Source organism: Lutibacter sp., assembly GCF_041555395.1.
Classification (GTDB): domain Bacteria; phylum Bacteroidota; class Bacteroidia; order Flavobacteriales; family Flavobacteriaceae; genus Lutibacter.
Genome location: NZ_JBFFKM010000058.1, coordinates 1 through 13788, shown reverse-complemented (window position 1 = coordinate 13788; position 13788 = coordinate 1). Strand labels below are relative to the sequence as shown.

Here is a 13788-nt window from a genome sequence, read left to right as displayed (position 1 = left end):
TTTTGAAAAGCTTCAGCTATAGCCATTACAGCAACGGTTCCTGATCCGTCATCATCGGCGCCATTATAAATTTCACCATCCTTATCAATTCCCAGATGGTCATAATGTGCTGAAATGACTAGAATTTCATCAGGTTTTTCTGAACCTTTGATAAAAGCAACCACATTTTCAGAAGGTTTTAAATTGGCTACTAAATACGCTGTGGGAATTTCTTGAAAATAATTGCCTTCACCCAATGGAGAGGCAATATTTTTGTCAGCATAAAAATTTTTCAGGTACGCTGCAGCCATTTTTTGTCCGGGTTCACCAGTATTTCTTCCTTCAAACTCATCCGAAGCAATAATATAAAGACGTGTTTTTAAATCGGCTTCCGTTATTCCTGCAGCGAATTTTTGCGCTAATTTCCCTGTAATTTCAGCAGATTCGGCTGCCTGAGCAATAAGTGTATTGTTAAATCCAACACTCAAAAAGCTTAACAATATTCCGATAAAAAGAATTTTTTTCATTTTTATGATTTTATAACCTCTCCAAAGATATTAATATTAGTAAGAATTCGAGACGGTAAACTGCTTTAAAGTTTTGTTAAAGCGAATCAGATCAGATTCAAACAGTTGCTCCAGAGCATTATTTTCAATTAAATTTTCAGTGGTATCAGCCATAAAGTTTGTTGGAGTCATCAACCACAAAATGTCAGCCAGCTGCAAAGCCAAATTAATTTCATGGGTTGAAACGATAATTGTCTTATGGAACTCTTTGGCTAATTTTTTTAACAATGCCAAGGTCTCAATGGTATGATGCATGTCTAAGTGGGCTGTTGGTTCATCCAGAATAATAATATCTGTGTTTTGCGCCAATGCCCTGGCAATTAACACTTTTTGAAGCTGTCCGTCGCTTAACTCATAGTGTTTTGAGTTGATCAAATGTTTGATGTTGGTTTGTTCAAAAGCGTTGTCGATAAATTTTAAATCTGTTTCGGATAAATTGCCAACCCAATTGGTGTAAGGTTGCCGGCCCAATGCCACCAATTCATAAACAGACAAGTTGCTTTCGGGCAAATGCTCGGTTAAAACCAAACTGAGCGATTTTGCCAAATCAATGCTGTTTAAAGTATTTAAGCTGTTGTTATTGACGAAAATTTCACCGTTTAAAGCAGGCTGAACTTTTGTCAGGGTTCTTAATAAAGTCGATTTTCCAATGCCGTTTTTCCCTAATAAACATACCAATTTTCCTTTATTGAGCTCAATGTTTAAATTAGCCGCAATGGTGTTCACTTTCTTTTTAGAAGTGTATCCAATGCTTAAATTGACAGTTTTTATAATATGTTGGTCTTTCAATTCCACTAATAATTTATTTTACGTTTTCTAACCAGTAACCAAATAATTATGGGGGCGCCAAACAGAGAGGTTATTGCATTAATGGGCAAGGTATATTCACTGGTTGGAAGTTGGGCAATGCTATCACAAATGAGCATAATGATGGCACCGCTTATGGCAACAGCGGGAACCAATATTTTATGGTTTGAAGTGCTGAAAAGTAATTTTGTCAAATGAGGAACGGCCAAACCAATAAAGGCAATAGGGCCGGAAAATGCCGTAATGACACCTGTTAGCAAACTAGTTGAAATTAAAGTTAAATTTCGGGTTCGTTTTACATTAACACCCATGCTTTTTGCGTAATTTTCTCCTAAAAGCAAACTGTTTAAAGGTTTTATGATGAAAATTACAAAGGTGATTCCAATTAAAAAGACCACCAAAAGTGCTGAAATTTCATTCCAGCTTAAATTTCCCAAGCTACCAAAACTCCAAAATAAATATTGTTGCAATTGATTAGCGCTGCTGAAATAGGCAAGCACGCTAATTACGGAGGCCGTTAAACTTCCAAACATGAGTCCGATAATTAAAATAGACATCGTGTTCCTGACTTTTATGGCAGCCAGCATGACGGCCGAAAGCACTAAAAAAGCGCCAATACTTGCGGCTATTGCATGTCCCCAACTGCTAAATGCGTATGCTGAAACAGTTGCCCCCAAAAAAGAAGCACCCAATATTAAAATGGCGACACCCAAACTGGCTCCTGAACTAATTCCCAATACAAACGGTCCGGCTAATGGATTCCTGAACAAGGTTTGCATCAGCAATCCGCTAATCGATAATCCGGAGCCAACAATAATCGCCGTAATTGCCTTTGGCAACCTGTAACTAAACAAAATAGACCTCCACGATTCTTTTTCAATTTCACCATCAATAAAAGCAAGAAACAATTGTTTTAAAGGAATATAAACCGATCCTAAACTTATATTTATGATAAAAATAAGAAGGAGTACAACCATTAAAATAATAAACGTGTTTCTATATGATTTTGTTGGGTTTACCAATGATGCTCGTTTAAAAATGTAACTAATTTTTCTATTGCTTTTCCGCGATGGCTGACGCTTCCCTTTTCATTCATAGCCATTTCGGCAAACGAAGTTTTATAACCGTCTGGCATAAAAATGGGGTCGTAGCCAAAACCGCTTTCTCCCCGTTTTTCTGTTAAAATAGTGCCTTTGCAAATGCCTTCAAATATAAACTGTTTTCCTTGAATATTTAGGGCGATTGCTGTCTTAAATTGCGCTTTCCGGTTTAGATTGTCTTTGAGGTTATTTAATAATTTATTCATGTTTGCTTCGGCATTGTTGTCTTCTCCTGCATAACGAGCCGAATAAACGCCCGGTTCGTTATTTAAAGCCTCAACTTCCAGTCCCGTATCATCAGCAAAACAATCCAACCCATATTTTTCAGTGATAAAATTGGCTTTTAAAATGGCGTTTCCTTCCAAAGTATTCGCAGTTTCTGGAATATCTTCAAAACAATTGATATCAGTCAAACTGATAATGTCAAAATTGGTGAGCATTGCCTGAACTTCCTTAATTTTATGTTGGTTATTTGTAGCGAAAACCAGCTTTAATCTATTCATGATGATATGGTTCGTTTTTTAAAATAGTGTAAGCCCTGTACAATTGTTCCACCACAAATAAACGAATCATTTGATGTGAAAAAGTCATTTTTGATAAGGATATTTTTCCTTGAGCTTTTTTGTAAACGGCTTCTGAAAATCCGTATGGACCGCCAATAACCAAAACCAACTGCTTTACGCCCGAATTCATTTTTTTTTGAAGGTATTCAGAAAAAGTTACAGAACTGAATGAGGTTCCTTTTTCATCCAATAAAATTAAAATGTCGGTTGCCGATAATTTTTTTAAAATGAGTTCGCCCTCTTTTTCTTTTTGCTGCGGTTCAGTCAGGTTTTTAACATTCTTGATATCAGGAATGAGTTCAATGTCAAAATTAATATAATGCTTCAGCCTATTTTGATATACTTCAATTAACGTATGTAAATTTTTATCATCGGTTTTACCGATAGCGATCAGTTTAATTTTCATTCGGTAAATATAAAAAGAATTAAAGATGAATTTTTTGAAAATAAAAAAGTTATTTTTGTTTGATAATAGATAAACCCAATGATTTCACAGCAGCAATTTGAAAAAGAACTTGATATGATCATTTCCAATGCCATTAGAGAAGATGTGGGTGATGGCGATCACAGCTCATTAGCATGTATCCCAAGAGATGCGAAAGGTAAAGCAAAATTACTGGTAAAAGAAGCTGGAATTATCGCAGGCGTGGAGATGGCGAAAAGAATTTTTAAGTATGTGGATGCCGATTTAAAGCTTGAAAAATTGATGAATGACGGAGAAACCGTAAAATATGGTGATGTGGTTTTTTATGTTGAAGGAAGTTCACAATCCATTTTAAAATCCGAACGCATAGTCCTAAATGTGATGCAGCGAATGAGTGCCATAGCCACAAAAACAAAAGAATTTGCAAAATTGTTGGAAGGCACAAAAACCAAAATTTTAGACACGAGAAAAACCACACCAGGTATTAGGGCAATAGAGAAATGGGCAGTAAAAATTGGGGGTGGCGAAAATCACCGATTTGCGCTCTACGATATGATCATGCTGAAAGACAATCATATCGATTTTGCCGGCGGTGTTTCAAAAGCAATTGAAAAAACAAAGGAATATTTAAAAGTAAATAAGCTCGATTTAAAAATTATTGTAGAAGCAAGAAGCCTTGCTGAGATTGAGGAAATATTGGAACATGAAGGCATTCACAGAATTTTAATTGATAATTTTGATTTCGGGGAAACCAAAAAGGCAGTTCGGTTAATTGGTGACAAATGTCAAACAGAATCTTCCGGCGGCATTAATTTGGAAACCGCTAGAAAGTATGCCGAATGTGGTGTAGATTACATCTCCTCAGGCGCTTTAACGCATTCTGTTTACAATATGGATTTAAGTTTGAAAGCAGTTTAATTGACAATTAAAAAGTTAAAAAGTTGGGTGTTTTAAGTTCAAAAAACTGTAAATTTCAGTATTACAAATCATCACCCTGAGTGCAGTCAAAGGACAACAAAAAATAACCAACTTTGAACCGATTAAAAAATAATGAAGAAATATATCAGGGAAATCTTAAATAAAACTAAAAAACTTGGATGGATTGTCAGACTTGGAAAAAACGTTAAAGTTCCTGGTTTAAAGGGAATGTCAGTTTATGAGGTTCTTAAATTATATACCCTTGGGATAGTAAAAGGCGCTTTAACATCGCGTGCTGGTGGAATTTCCTTTAGCTTTTTTATGGCTTTGTTTCCATTTTTGCTTTTTATACTTACCTTAATCCCATATGTGCCTATTGAAGGATTTCAACAAGATTTTTTGTTTATGATTGAACGTCTGTTACCTCCAAATACAGCCAGTTCTTTTGAAGGTGTTATTCGTGATATTGTAAATAACCGGTATAGCGGATTGCTATCATTCGGATTTATAGCCTCGATTTTTTTAATGGCGAATGGTGTAAGCGCTATTTTTGTCGGATTTGAATATTCATACCATGTAGTAGAAATGCGAAGCGTTTTACGTCAATATTTTATTTCAATGCTCATGGCGATAGTATTGTCGCTAATATTAGTTGTTGTGGTTGCCGTTACTGTTTATTTTGAAATAGGGATAAATGATTTAAAGGCACGTGGATGGTTGGACGACGATGTGTATTGGATTGGAAAAGGCAGGTATTTTTTGTTGGTGGTATTAATATTTTTTTCGGTATCAGTATTGTATAGATATGGTGCAAAAGAGGTGAAACATAAAACTTTTTTTACGCCGGGTTCCATTTTAACAACCTTGCTAACACTATTAATGTTCAGATTATTCTCTATTTATGTGGTAAAATTTGCAACCTACAACAAACTTTATGGCTCTATTGGCACCTTGTTGGTATTGATGCTTTTTGTTTGGTTAAATGCCATTATATTGTTGCTGGGTTTTGAGTTAAATGCCAGCATAAATAGACTTAAAAGAAATTATTTGGAAGAAAATGAATTGAAAGAAATAGAATTGAAAGAAGCGGAAATAATAGGAAAAGAAAAAGAATTAATGGAGTTAAAAGAAAAAAAAGGACTAAAATGAAAATAATAGCAATGATTCCTGCACGTTTTGAAGCAAGTCGATTTCCGGGGAAATTAATGAAAGATTTGGCGGGAAAAACCGTTATTTTAAGAACCTATGAAGCAACAAAAAACGCTGGTTTATTTGATGAAGTTTATGTAGTAACAGACAGTTATGTTATTTTTGATGAAATTGTATCCAATGGAGGAAAAGCGATAAAAAGCAAAAAGGAACACGAATCGGGGAGCGACAGAATTGCGGAAGCCATTGAAAATATGGAAGTTGATATTGTGGTAAATGTGCAGGGCGATGAACCTTTTACTAAAAAAGAACCGCTTTTAAAATTATTGGAAGTTTTTAAATATGATACTAAAAATAAAATTGACATCGCTTCCTTAATGTTAAAAATGAATGACAAGGCTGAAATTAACAATCCGAATAATGTAAAAGTGGTGACCGATGAGCGAAATTTCGCCATGTATTTTTCCCGAGCTGCAATTCCATATCCAAGGGAGGAGTCTCAATCTGTTTATTTTAAACATATTGGGATTTATGCCTTCAGAAAAGAAGCTTTGTTAAAATTCACTAAATTGCCGGTGAATAGGCTGGAGGCCACGGAAAAGTTGGAAAATCTTCGTTTTTTAGCGAACGGCTTAAAAGTGAAAATGGTTGAAACCGATCAAATGGCAATTGGCATAGACACGCCCGAAGATTTGGAAAAAGCAAATATGCTGTTTAAAAACAGGACAGACATCTGAAATTTATAATCCAAGAAATAAAAACAAATAATCAACAACAAACATCTAATATCAAAACTATGAGTAATATCAACAGACAGTCAAAAGATTTCATGAAATCTTTACAATTAATTCATTTTAGCTTATTATTTATAATAGTTGCTTTTGGAGCATATGTCGCTTTAAATGCCGGAGATCAATTGTTTTTTTCTTATCAGGAAGATAAAATGTTTTTATATATGGCAATCCTAATTTCATTTGTAGGCAATTTATCAAGTAAATACCTATTTGCAAAGCTGCTAAAACAAATTCCTTCAGATGCAAATTTGTCCCAAAAATCCGTTAAATACAGTACTGCACATATTTTTAGAGTAGCCATGCTGGAATTTCCTGCATTGATGTGCATTATTTTTGTTATAGAATCCAACAATAGTTTTTACTTTATTTTGGTTGGCATATTAATACTGATGATACTTTCAATTTACCCTACCAAATATAAATTCGTAAATGATGTTCCACTAACAACAAAGGAAAAATCAATGTTAGAAAACCTTTAAATAGTTTTTTAATTTTTAGATATTTGCAACCTAATTTTTCAATATGGCACAAAAACCAAGCATTCCAAAAGGAACACGTGATTTTTCACCTTCCGAAGTGGCAAAAAGAAACTATATATTTTCAACGATAAAGCAAGTTTTTGAAACCTACGGATTTCAACCTATAGAAACACCAAGTTTCGAAAATTCTGAAACATTAATGGGAAAATATGGAGAAGAAGGTGATAGGCTTATTTTTAAAATATTGAATTCAGGAGATTATTTGAACAAGGTAGAAGATGCTTTGCTTTTTTCTAAAGACAGTTTAAAGGTGACCTCAAAAATTTCAGAAAAAGCTTTGCGTTATGACCTGACAGTTCCTTTTGCACGTTATGTGGTTCAGCACCAAAATGAAATTGAGTTTCCTTTTAAACGTTACCAAATGCAGCCGGTTTGGCGAGCCGACCGTCCGCAAAAGGGACGTTTTAGAGAGTTTTACCAATGTGATGCCGATGTTGTTGGAAGCAAAAGTTTGTGGCAGGAAATTGAATTTGTGCAATTGTATGATGCCGTTTTTAGCAAATTAAAGCTAACAGGCACAACCATTAAATTGAATAACCGTAAAATATTGGCAGGTATTGCTGAAATTATTGGCGCACAGGACAAATTAATTGATTTTACGGTAGCGCTTGACAAATTGGATAAAATTGGGGCTGATGGTGTTGCCAAAGAAATGATGGAAAAAGGGATTTCTGAACAAGCTATTGAAAAAGTGAAACCTTTATTTAACTTTAACGGAAGCAATCAGGATAAATTGAACCAGTTGCAGGCTTTATTGACAGCATCAAAAGACGGAACAAGTGGCGTGGAAGATTTGCGTTTTGTGGTTGATAATATTGAAAAATTTGGTTTGGAGTCAGCCAAACTGGTGATAGATGTGACCTTGGCGCGTGGGTTGAATTATTATACCGGAGCCATTTATGAAGTTTCGGCTCCTGAAGGCGTAAATATGGGATCAATTGGAGGTGGCGGAAGATATGATGATTTAACTGGAATTTTCGGTTTAAATGATATGAGCGGAGTTGGTATTTCTTTTGGACTGGACCGTATTTATTTGGTTCTTGAAGAATTAAATTTATTTAAGGCTTTGGAGCTGCCAAAACCAAAAGTCCTGTTTATTAATTTTGGTGATACGGAAGCTGCTTTTTGCATGAAAGCATTGGTGGAATTAAGGAAAAACAATATAAAATCTGAGTTGTATCCAGACAGTGCAAAACTGAAGAAGCAAATGAATTACGCCAATAAAAGAGATATTCCTTACGTTGTAATGGTCGGATCTTTGGAAATTCAAAACAATACATACACATTAAAAAATATGCAAAGCGGTGAACAGGAAGTGTGCAGTTTACGAGATTTAATTAAAATCACCGCCGAACTTTAAAACAAAGTTGTAAATTTGCAATTTAATAACAAAAAATGTTTGAAGGTAAAAACATAATGACAAATAGAATAGATGAAATGGGAGATGATCACGTAGGGTCCTCTGCTAAAACACCTTTAAGAGCTGATGCTTTTGATATTTCAGACCATGAAAAAATAGCTAGAATTCAAGAGAGTGTAAAAGATATTTTGATCACTTTAGGGATGGATTTGGATGATGACAGTTTAAAAGGGACGCCAAAAAGAGTGGCGAAATCATTCGTGAATGAACTATTTGGAGGATTAAACCCGGCAAATAAACCTAAATTATCAACTTTCGACAATAACTATAAATATGGCGAAATGTTGGTTGAAAAAAACATTGTTGTTTATTCCACTTGTGAACATCATTTATTACCGATTGTTGGCAGGGCGCATGTGGCTTATATTTCTAACGGAAATGTAATCGGATTGTCTAAAATGAATCGCATTGTTGATTATTTTGCGAAAAGACCACAAGTTCAGGAACGTTTAACCATGCAAGTGGTGCAATCTTTACAGGAAGCATTAGGTACGAAAGACGTGGCCTGTGTAATTGACGCAAAACATTTGTGCGTAAATTCGCGTGGCGTTCGCGATATTGACAGCAGTACCGTAACATCAGAGTTTGGTGGTAAATTCAAGGATGAAAATGTTCGTCGTGAATTTTTAGATTATATTAAAATGGATACGGATTTTGAAGCCATTAAATAAATAATTTCAATCATATCAATATAAAAAAGTACCCAATTGGGTGCTTTTTTAGTTAGGAGCCAATAAGTTAAACGGATAATAAGGGATATTTCGAAGTACCCCAAAAATAAGAATAATCACTAAAATTACCAGAGGTGTTTTAGGATGATAGATATAATTATAAATATGCTTTTTGAAAATTGTATTTATGCCTGTTACAATAAGGTGATATCCTAAAATCAGTAAACTTACAAAATATAGTAAATTCTGTTGTAAAACGCCAAAAATATTAAAATTTAAAAGTTGATGGGTTGCGCGTTGGCTTCCGCAACCCGGACAATAAAATCCGGTTACGCCGTATAAAGGACATTTAGGAAAAAAATTCACTTCATTTGGGTTTATCAGAAAATAAAATATTCCCAAACTTATTAAGCCAACTACAATTCCAACATTTTTAATTTTCATCTGTTTAAATTTTATTTTTTAGCGGTAACAGATGCAGTTCGCCATTTATCATTCCTTTGAGTATTAAAATTTGTTATGCTCGTTTCATCAATTTAAAATTGCCAATAATTTCCCATAAAGGCCAAACCGCCTAAGGCAAAAATAAAAATAAGGTAAAAAAGGCCAATTACAATACTTGAAATTAAACCCCAGATCATCCATTTTTTTGCTTCTTTAGAAGCTTTAAGTGCACCGTCATAATCTCCGGCTTCAAATTTAGCATTTACCTGTGCGGCAAATACGATTCCCACAATTCCGAATGGCATACAACAAAATATAGTGACTAAAATGGATTCTATTAGATAGTTTTTTGGCTGATTTTGATTCATAGTAATTTTTTTTTAGTTATACAAATACAATAAGCCAAATTATAAAAAATAAAATTAGCATAAAGGATCGCATTAAAAATATTATGAATTTCATCAGCAATTTGCTTGTTACTAAATAATTTTCAGAATTTTATAAGTTGTCCAGCAATAAAGACATTAGTTTATGCCCTAATTGTATTTCTGAACAAATTATTGTTATAACTTTGTTCAGTTATTTGCATAAAATTAATAAAAAGAAATTAAGATGGATTTTAAAGTTGGAGATAAGATAGCTGTTCTTGATGATGTTATTAGAGGGAAAGTTACAGAGGTGCATCCTACTAAAATTGTAATTGAAGATGAAGATGGATTTTCTTATGAATACGCACCAAAAGAATTGGTAATCATTCGAGAAAGTCAGAAAGAGCTTTCTAAATTCAGCGACATTGACAATGAATTTTTATCCGAAAAAATTAATGAAACTTCTTCAAGGAAAAAAACGATAAAATTTAAATCAACCGTTAAGCCTGATAAGTTGCCGCCCATGGAAGTCGATTTACACATCAATCAGCTGACGGCTTCAACAAAGGGAATGGACAATTATGATATGTTGACGCTTCAATTGGAAACAGCCAAACATAAATTGGAATTTGCCATCAAAAATAAGATTCCGAAAATTGTTTTTATACACGGCATGGGCGCAGGAGTCTTAAAAACAGAGTTGGAATATATGTTTAAAAATTACAATGTTTACTGGAATGATGCCTCATTTCAAAAGTACGGTTTGGGCGCAACAGAAGTGAAAATCTATCAGAATCCTAAAAATTAATTCTTAATTGTCAAAGTGCCAAAAACAAAATTTTCACGGTAAATGCGATCTTCGCCCTTTTTAAAATTCAAATTTGAAATGTTAATTTCGTAGGAATAACCAGTTAGGATACTGTCTTTCAAAATTTTTGCGGTGGTAATGTTTACAATTCCTGTGTCATCAGCTTTAAGTTCTTTTATAATTTTTGGTTCCAAGGGCGGAATTGCCTGACAAAAATACTTATCAGTAATACCCACATCAAAAATCCGATAGGTTGCGGTAACTGTTGTAGAAATAGGAAGAGGTTTTACTCCTACTATGGTATCAATAGCTGTTGGCGGTAGTGTTAAAACCAATACTTCCGTTTTTGTGGTGTTTGTGATATATAAAACATATGCACCGCATTTATTTACTGTTTCGGTAAATTCAAAGACAGGAACATCAAAATCCCCGTCGTTGCAAGCATTGAGGGTGAACGCTAAAAAGAGTATCAATAGTTTCTTCATAAGTAATAATTTCAACACAAAAATAACAGTTTTAGGCAAGTCAACGCTAATTGAAACCAACTATTTTAATTACTTTTGTTTTAATGAAAACAATCTACTTAGATAACGCAGCCACAACACCAATATTACCTGAAGTAATTGATGCTGTTTCAAGCGCAATGTCCTCTGTCTACGGGAATCCATCATCAATACACCATGTTGGGCGAAAGGCGAAATCTTTAGTTGAAACTTCCCGCAAAAATATTGCGAAACATTTTAATGCTTCAGCCCAGGAAATTATCTTTACGGCAGGAGGAAGTGAAGCCGATAATTTGATTTTACGAAATGCCGTTACTAATTTGGGCATTACTACTATTATTTCCTCAAAAATTGAGCATCATGCTGTTTTGCATACTATAGAAAACCTGCTTAAAGAATTTGATATTGTTGTAAAGTATGTTGATTTAGATGAGAAAGGTGCTGTAAATTATGTACATTTAGAAGAATTACTGCAAGAATCGGAAGACACGAAATTGGTGAGTTTAATGTACGTGAATAATGAAATTGGCAACATTTTGAACCTTGAAAAAGTTTCAGAATTGTGTATGGCCAATAATGCTTTATTTCATTCTGATTCAGTGCAGGGTGTTGGACATTTTAATATGGACCTAAAGAAAATACCTATTGATTTTTTTGTGGCAAGCGCCCATAAATTTCACGGACCGAAAGGGGTTGGATTTGCTTACATAAAAAAAGGATTTGGTATTCATCCAATTTTGCATGGGGGGGAACAGGAGCGAGGTGCCAGAGCAGGAACAGAAAACGTACACAGTATTCTAGGAATGGAAAAAGCGCTGAAAATTGCCTGTGTCAATATGAAGGAAGAATCAAATTATATTCAACAGCTAAAAAATTATTTCATAAGTGAGTTGAAGCAAAATTTTATTGGAATTGAATTTAATGGCAGTTCAGAAAGTGATTTGGAAAGCAGTTATATTATTTTAAATGTCCGTTTTCCAAAAGAATATGGGATGTTGCTGTTTAATTTAGATTTAAGAGGTATTGCAGTTTCAGGAGGAAGTGCTTGTCAGAGTGGAAGCAATATTGGTTCCCATGTTTTACATGCAATATTACCCGAAAAAGAAGCGGAAAAAACTTCAATTCGATTTTCGTTTAGTAAATTTAACACTGTTAAAGAACTAGATGTTGTAATACAAACTTTAAAAAAATTATTAAATTAGATGCATAATTATCCTATTAAGTTTTATCCCATTTTAAAAGAAAAAATTTGGGGTGGAACAAAATTAATGACACAACTTCATAAAAAATCAACCTCTAAAAATGTTGGTGAAAGTTGGGAAATATCATCCGTTGAGGGAAGTATATCCGTTGTTTCCAACGGCAAGTTTGCAGGTAAAACTTTACAGGAAATTATTGAAACTTATAAAGATAAATTGGTAGGAAAAAATAATTATGCAAATTTCGGAAACAATTTCCCATTACTTATAAAATTTATTGATGCCGAACAGGATTTATCTGTTCAAGTGCATCCAGATGATGAGTTGGCAAAAAAACGTCACAATTCATTCGGTAAAACAGAAATGTGGTACATTATGCAAGCAGATAAAGGTTCCAAATTAATTTTGGGTTTTAAGCATACAATTATGCCGAAAAAATACTTGGATTTATTGGAAGAAAAAAAAATCATGTCGGTTTTAAAGGAAGTGCCGGTTAAAAAAGGTGATGCGTTTTTTATTGAAACAGGTACTGTTCATGCCATTGGTGCTGGGATAGTTTTAGCCGAAATTCAGCAAACTTCTGATATTACATATAGAATTTTCGATTTTGACAGGGTGGATGAACAAGGAAACGAAAGAGAATTACATACTGATTTGGCGATTGAAGCCATCAATTTTAGCGATAAAATTGTGACAAGGCACAAATATTCCACCTTTATAAACGCGTTGAATACGGTTGTTAAATGCGAGTATTTTACAACGAATTTTATTCACGTTGTTGGCCAAAAAGAATTGGATTATTCAAAAACAGATTCCTTTGTGATTTTCATGTGTATTCAGGGAAATGCCACAATTTCAATTGATGAATATTCTGAAAACCTTAACTTTGGAGAAACAGTGTTAATTCCTGCTATTGCAGATAAAGTGGTTATAGCATCAAAAAATTGTAAATTGTTAGAAGTAACGATTTAAAGGATATTTACTTCAATTTCAAGTGCAATCTTAAAGACTTTCATCACTTTTTGTTGAATATTTTGTGCCAAGGCATAAATTTCTTTGCCGCTAGCATTGCTGTAATTCACCAATACCAACGCTTGTTTTTCATGAACGCCCGCATCTCCAAAACGTTTTCCTTTAAAGCCGCATTGTTCAATTAACCAACCGGCAGGAATTTTAATTTCCTTTTTTGAAAGTACATAATTGGGAATTGTCGGGTATTTTTCTTTTAATTTTTTAAATGAATTTATATCAATAACAGGATTTTTAAAAAAGCTGCCGCTATTTCCAATTTCCTTAGGGTCAGGAAGTTTACTCTGTCTGATGGCGATTACGGAATCTGCAATTTCTTTAATGGAAGGGTTTTTCTTATTGCTCAATAATTCCTTTATGACACCGTACGAAATATTAGTTACGTGATTTTTCTTGGTAAGTTTGAAAGTAACATTTGCAATAATGTATTTTCCCTTCAACTGATTTTTGAAAACAGAATTCCGATACCCAAAATTACATTCCTCATTTGTAAAGATTTTGGTTTTT

Annotated in this window: 17 protein-coding genes and 1 pseudogene; 9 read left to right on the top strand and 9 right to left on the bottom strand. The window is 33.9% G+C overall.

The features are described from left to right. The 5 genes from ABY285_RS10755 to rlmH all read right to left on the bottom strand — a co-directional run. Positions 1–506 (bottom strand): M28 family peptidase (locus ABY285_RS10755; RefSeq protein ID WP_372769902.1); only part of this gene is annotated, 506 nt, incomplete at its 3' end. Positions 507–542: 36 nt separating this feature from the next. Beyond that, entirely contained in the window at positions 543–1340 is a 798-nt protein-coding gene (locus ABY285_RS10750) for an ABC transporter ATP-binding protein (protein WP_372769900.1), read from the bottom strand. Continuing rightward, complete coding sequence (locus tag ABY285_RS10745) at positions 1340–2329, bottom strand: FecCD family ABC transporter permease (RefSeq protein WP_372769906.1); 990 nt, start codon at positions 2327–2329, stop codon at positions 1340–1342. The genes ABY285_RS10750 and ABY285_RS10745 overlap by 1 nt, the downstream gene beginning before the upstream one ends. 38 nt (positions 2330–2367) lie before the next feature. Beyond that, on the bottom strand, positions 2368–2955 hold the full coding sequence (locus ABY285_RS10740; protein WP_372769898.1) for a non-canonical purine NTP diphosphatase: 588 nt from the start codon (positions 2953–2955) through the stop codon (positions 2368–2370). Next, positions 2948–3421, bottom strand: coding sequence for a 23S rRNA (pseudouridine(1915)-N(3))-methyltransferase RlmH (gene rlmH / locus ABY285_RS10735; protein ID WP_372769896.1), 474 nt, complete (start codon positions 3419–3421; stop codon positions 2948–2950). Before rlmH ends, ABY285_RS10740 begins: the two co-directional genes overlap by 8 nt. Positions 3422–3499: 78 nt before the next feature. Here rlmH and nadC point away from each other — a divergent pair, with 78 nt between their 5' ends. From nadC to folE, 6 genes are all read left to right on the top strand, one after another. Next, positions 3500–4357 (top strand): carboxylating nicotinate-nucleotide diphosphorylase, encoded by an 858-nt coding sequence (gene nadC / locus ABY285_RS10730; RefSeq protein WP_372769895.1) that lies wholly within the window; start codon positions 3500–3502, stop codon positions 4355–4357. Between the two features lie 132 nt (positions 4358–4489). Beyond that, complete coding sequence (locus ABY285_RS10725) at positions 4490–5506, top strand: YihY/virulence factor BrkB family protein (RefSeq protein ID WP_372769893.1); 1017 nt, start codon at positions 4490–4492, stop codon at positions 5504–5506. Continuing rightward, positions 5503–6243, top strand: coding sequence for a 3-deoxy-manno-octulosonate cytidylyltransferase (gene kdsB / locus ABY285_RS10720; protein WP_372769891.1), 741 nt, complete (start codon positions 5503–5505; stop codon positions 6241–6243). The genes ABY285_RS10725 and kdsB overlap by 4 nt, the downstream gene beginning before the upstream one ends. After that, on the top strand, positions 6240–6779 hold the full coding sequence (locus ABY285_RS10715; RefSeq protein WP_372769904.1) for a DUF4271 domain-containing protein: 540 nt from the start codon (positions 6240–6242) through the stop codon (positions 6777–6779). Before kdsB ends, ABY285_RS10715 begins: the two co-directional genes overlap by 4 nt. A gap of 43 nt (positions 6780–6822) precedes the next feature. Beyond that, a complete protein-coding gene (gene hisS, locus ABY285_RS10710) occupies positions 6823–8199 on the top strand; it encodes a histidine--tRNA ligase (RefSeq protein ID WP_372769889.1) in 1377 nt (458 codons plus the stop codon). A gap of 56 nt (positions 8200–8255) precedes the next feature. Then, positions 8256–8930: a GTP cyclohydrolase I FolE gene (gene folE / locus ABY285_RS10705; RefSeq protein WP_372769887.1), complete on the top strand. Its 675-nt coding sequence runs from the start codon at positions 8256–8258 to the stop codon at positions 8928–8930. Between the two features lie 48 nt (positions 8931–8978). Here folE and ABY285_RS10700 read toward each other — a convergent pair whose 3' ends face one another. After that, positions 8979–9374: a DUF2752 domain-containing protein gene (locus tag ABY285_RS10700; protein ID WP_372769885.1), complete on the bottom strand. Its 396-nt coding sequence runs from the start codon at positions 9372–9374 to the stop codon at positions 8979–8981. Between the two features lie 92 nt (positions 9375–9466). Further along, entirely contained in the window at positions 9467–9742 is a 276-nt protein-coding gene (locus ABY285_RS10695; protein ID WP_372769883.1) for a CD225/dispanin family protein, read from the bottom strand. Between the two features lie 244 nt (positions 9743–9986). Between ABY285_RS10695 and ABY285_RS10690 the strand changes: the two genes are divergently transcribed. After that, positions 9987–10550, top strand: coding sequence for a DNA mismatch repair protein MutS (locus ABY285_RS10690; RefSeq protein ID WP_372769881.1), 564 nt, complete (start codon positions 9987–9989; stop codon positions 10548–10550). On the opposite strand, the gene ABY285_RS10685 is transcribed toward ABY285_RS10690, so the two are convergent. Next, on the bottom strand, positions 10547–11035 hold the full coding sequence (locus tag ABY285_RS10685) for a hypothetical protein (protein WP_372769879.1): 489 nt from the start codon (positions 11033–11035) through the stop codon (positions 10547–10549). The genes ABY285_RS10690 and ABY285_RS10685 overlap by 4 nt on opposite strands. A gap of 83 nt (positions 11036–11118) precedes the next feature. On the opposite strand from ABY285_RS10685, the gene ABY285_RS10680 reads away from it, so the two are divergent. Beyond that, a complete protein-coding gene (locus ABY285_RS10680) occupies positions 11119–12255 on the top strand; it encodes a cysteine desulfurase family protein (protein ID WP_372769877.1) in 1137 nt (378 codons plus the stop codon). Beyond that, positions 12256–13224, top strand: coding sequence for a type I phosphomannose isomerase catalytic subunit (locus tag ABY285_RS10675; protein ID WP_372769876.1), 969 nt, complete (start codon positions 12256–12258; stop codon positions 13222–13224). Here ABY285_RS10675 and ABY285_RS10670 read toward each other — a convergent pair. Beyond that, positions 13221–13788 (bottom strand): annotated as a pseudogene (locus ABY285_RS10670) (UDP-N-acetylenolpyruvoylglucosamine reductase); the annotation flags it as partial. The gene ABY285_RS10675 and the pseudogene ABY285_RS10670 overlap by 4 nt on opposite strands.

Coding starts and splice junctions, on each gene's coding strand:
- folE (WP_372769887.1), top strand. CDS start 8,256: ATGACAAATAGAATAGATGAAATGGGAGATGATCACGTAGGGTCCTCT.
- ABY285_RS10680 (WP_372769877.1), top strand. CDS start 11,119: ATGAAAACAATCTACTTAGATAACGCAGCCACAACACCAATATTACCT.
- ABY285_RS10745 (WP_372769906.1), bottom strand. CDS start 2,329: ATGGTTGTACTCCTTCTTATTTTTATCATAAATATAAGTTTAGGATCG.
- kdsB (WP_372769891.1), top strand. CDS start 5,503: ATGAAAATAATAGCAATGATTCCTGCACGTTTTGAAGCAAGTCGATTT.
- ABY285_RS10690 (WP_372769881.1), top strand. CDS start 9,987: ATGGATTTTAAAGTTGGAGATAAGATAGCTGTTCTTGATGATGTTATT.
- nadC (WP_372769895.1), top strand. CDS start 3,500: ATGATTTCACAGCAGCAATTTGAAAAAGAACTTGATATGATCATTTCC.
- ABY285_RS10725 (WP_372769893.1), top strand. CDS start 4,490: ATGAAGAAATATATCAGGGAAATCTTAAATAAAACTAAAAAACTTGGA.
- ABY285_RS10685 (WP_372769879.1), bottom strand. CDS start 11,035: ATGAAGAAACTATTGATACTCTTTTTAGCGTTCACCCTCAATGCTTGC.
- ABY285_RS10740 (WP_372769898.1), bottom strand. CDS start 2,955: ATGAATAGATTAAAGCTGGTTTTCGCTACAAATAACCAACATAAAATT.
- ABY285_RS10695 (WP_372769883.1), bottom strand. CDS start 9,742: ATGAATCAAAATCAGCCAAAAAACTATCTAATAGAATCCATTTTAGTC.
- hisS (WP_372769889.1), top strand. CDS start 6,823: ATGGCACAAAAACCAAGCATTCCAAAAGGAACACGTGATTTTTCACCT.
- rlmH (WP_372769896.1), bottom strand. CDS start 3,421: ATGAAAATTAAACTGATCGCTATCGGTAAAACCGATGATAAAAATTTA.
- ABY285_RS10700 (WP_372769885.1), bottom strand. CDS start 9,374: ATGAAAATTAAAAATGTTGGAATTGTAGTTGGCTTAATAAGTTTGGGA.
- ABY285_RS10675 (WP_372769876.1), top strand. CDS start 12,256: ATGCATAATTATCCTATTAAGTTTTATCCCATTTTAAAAGAAAAAATT.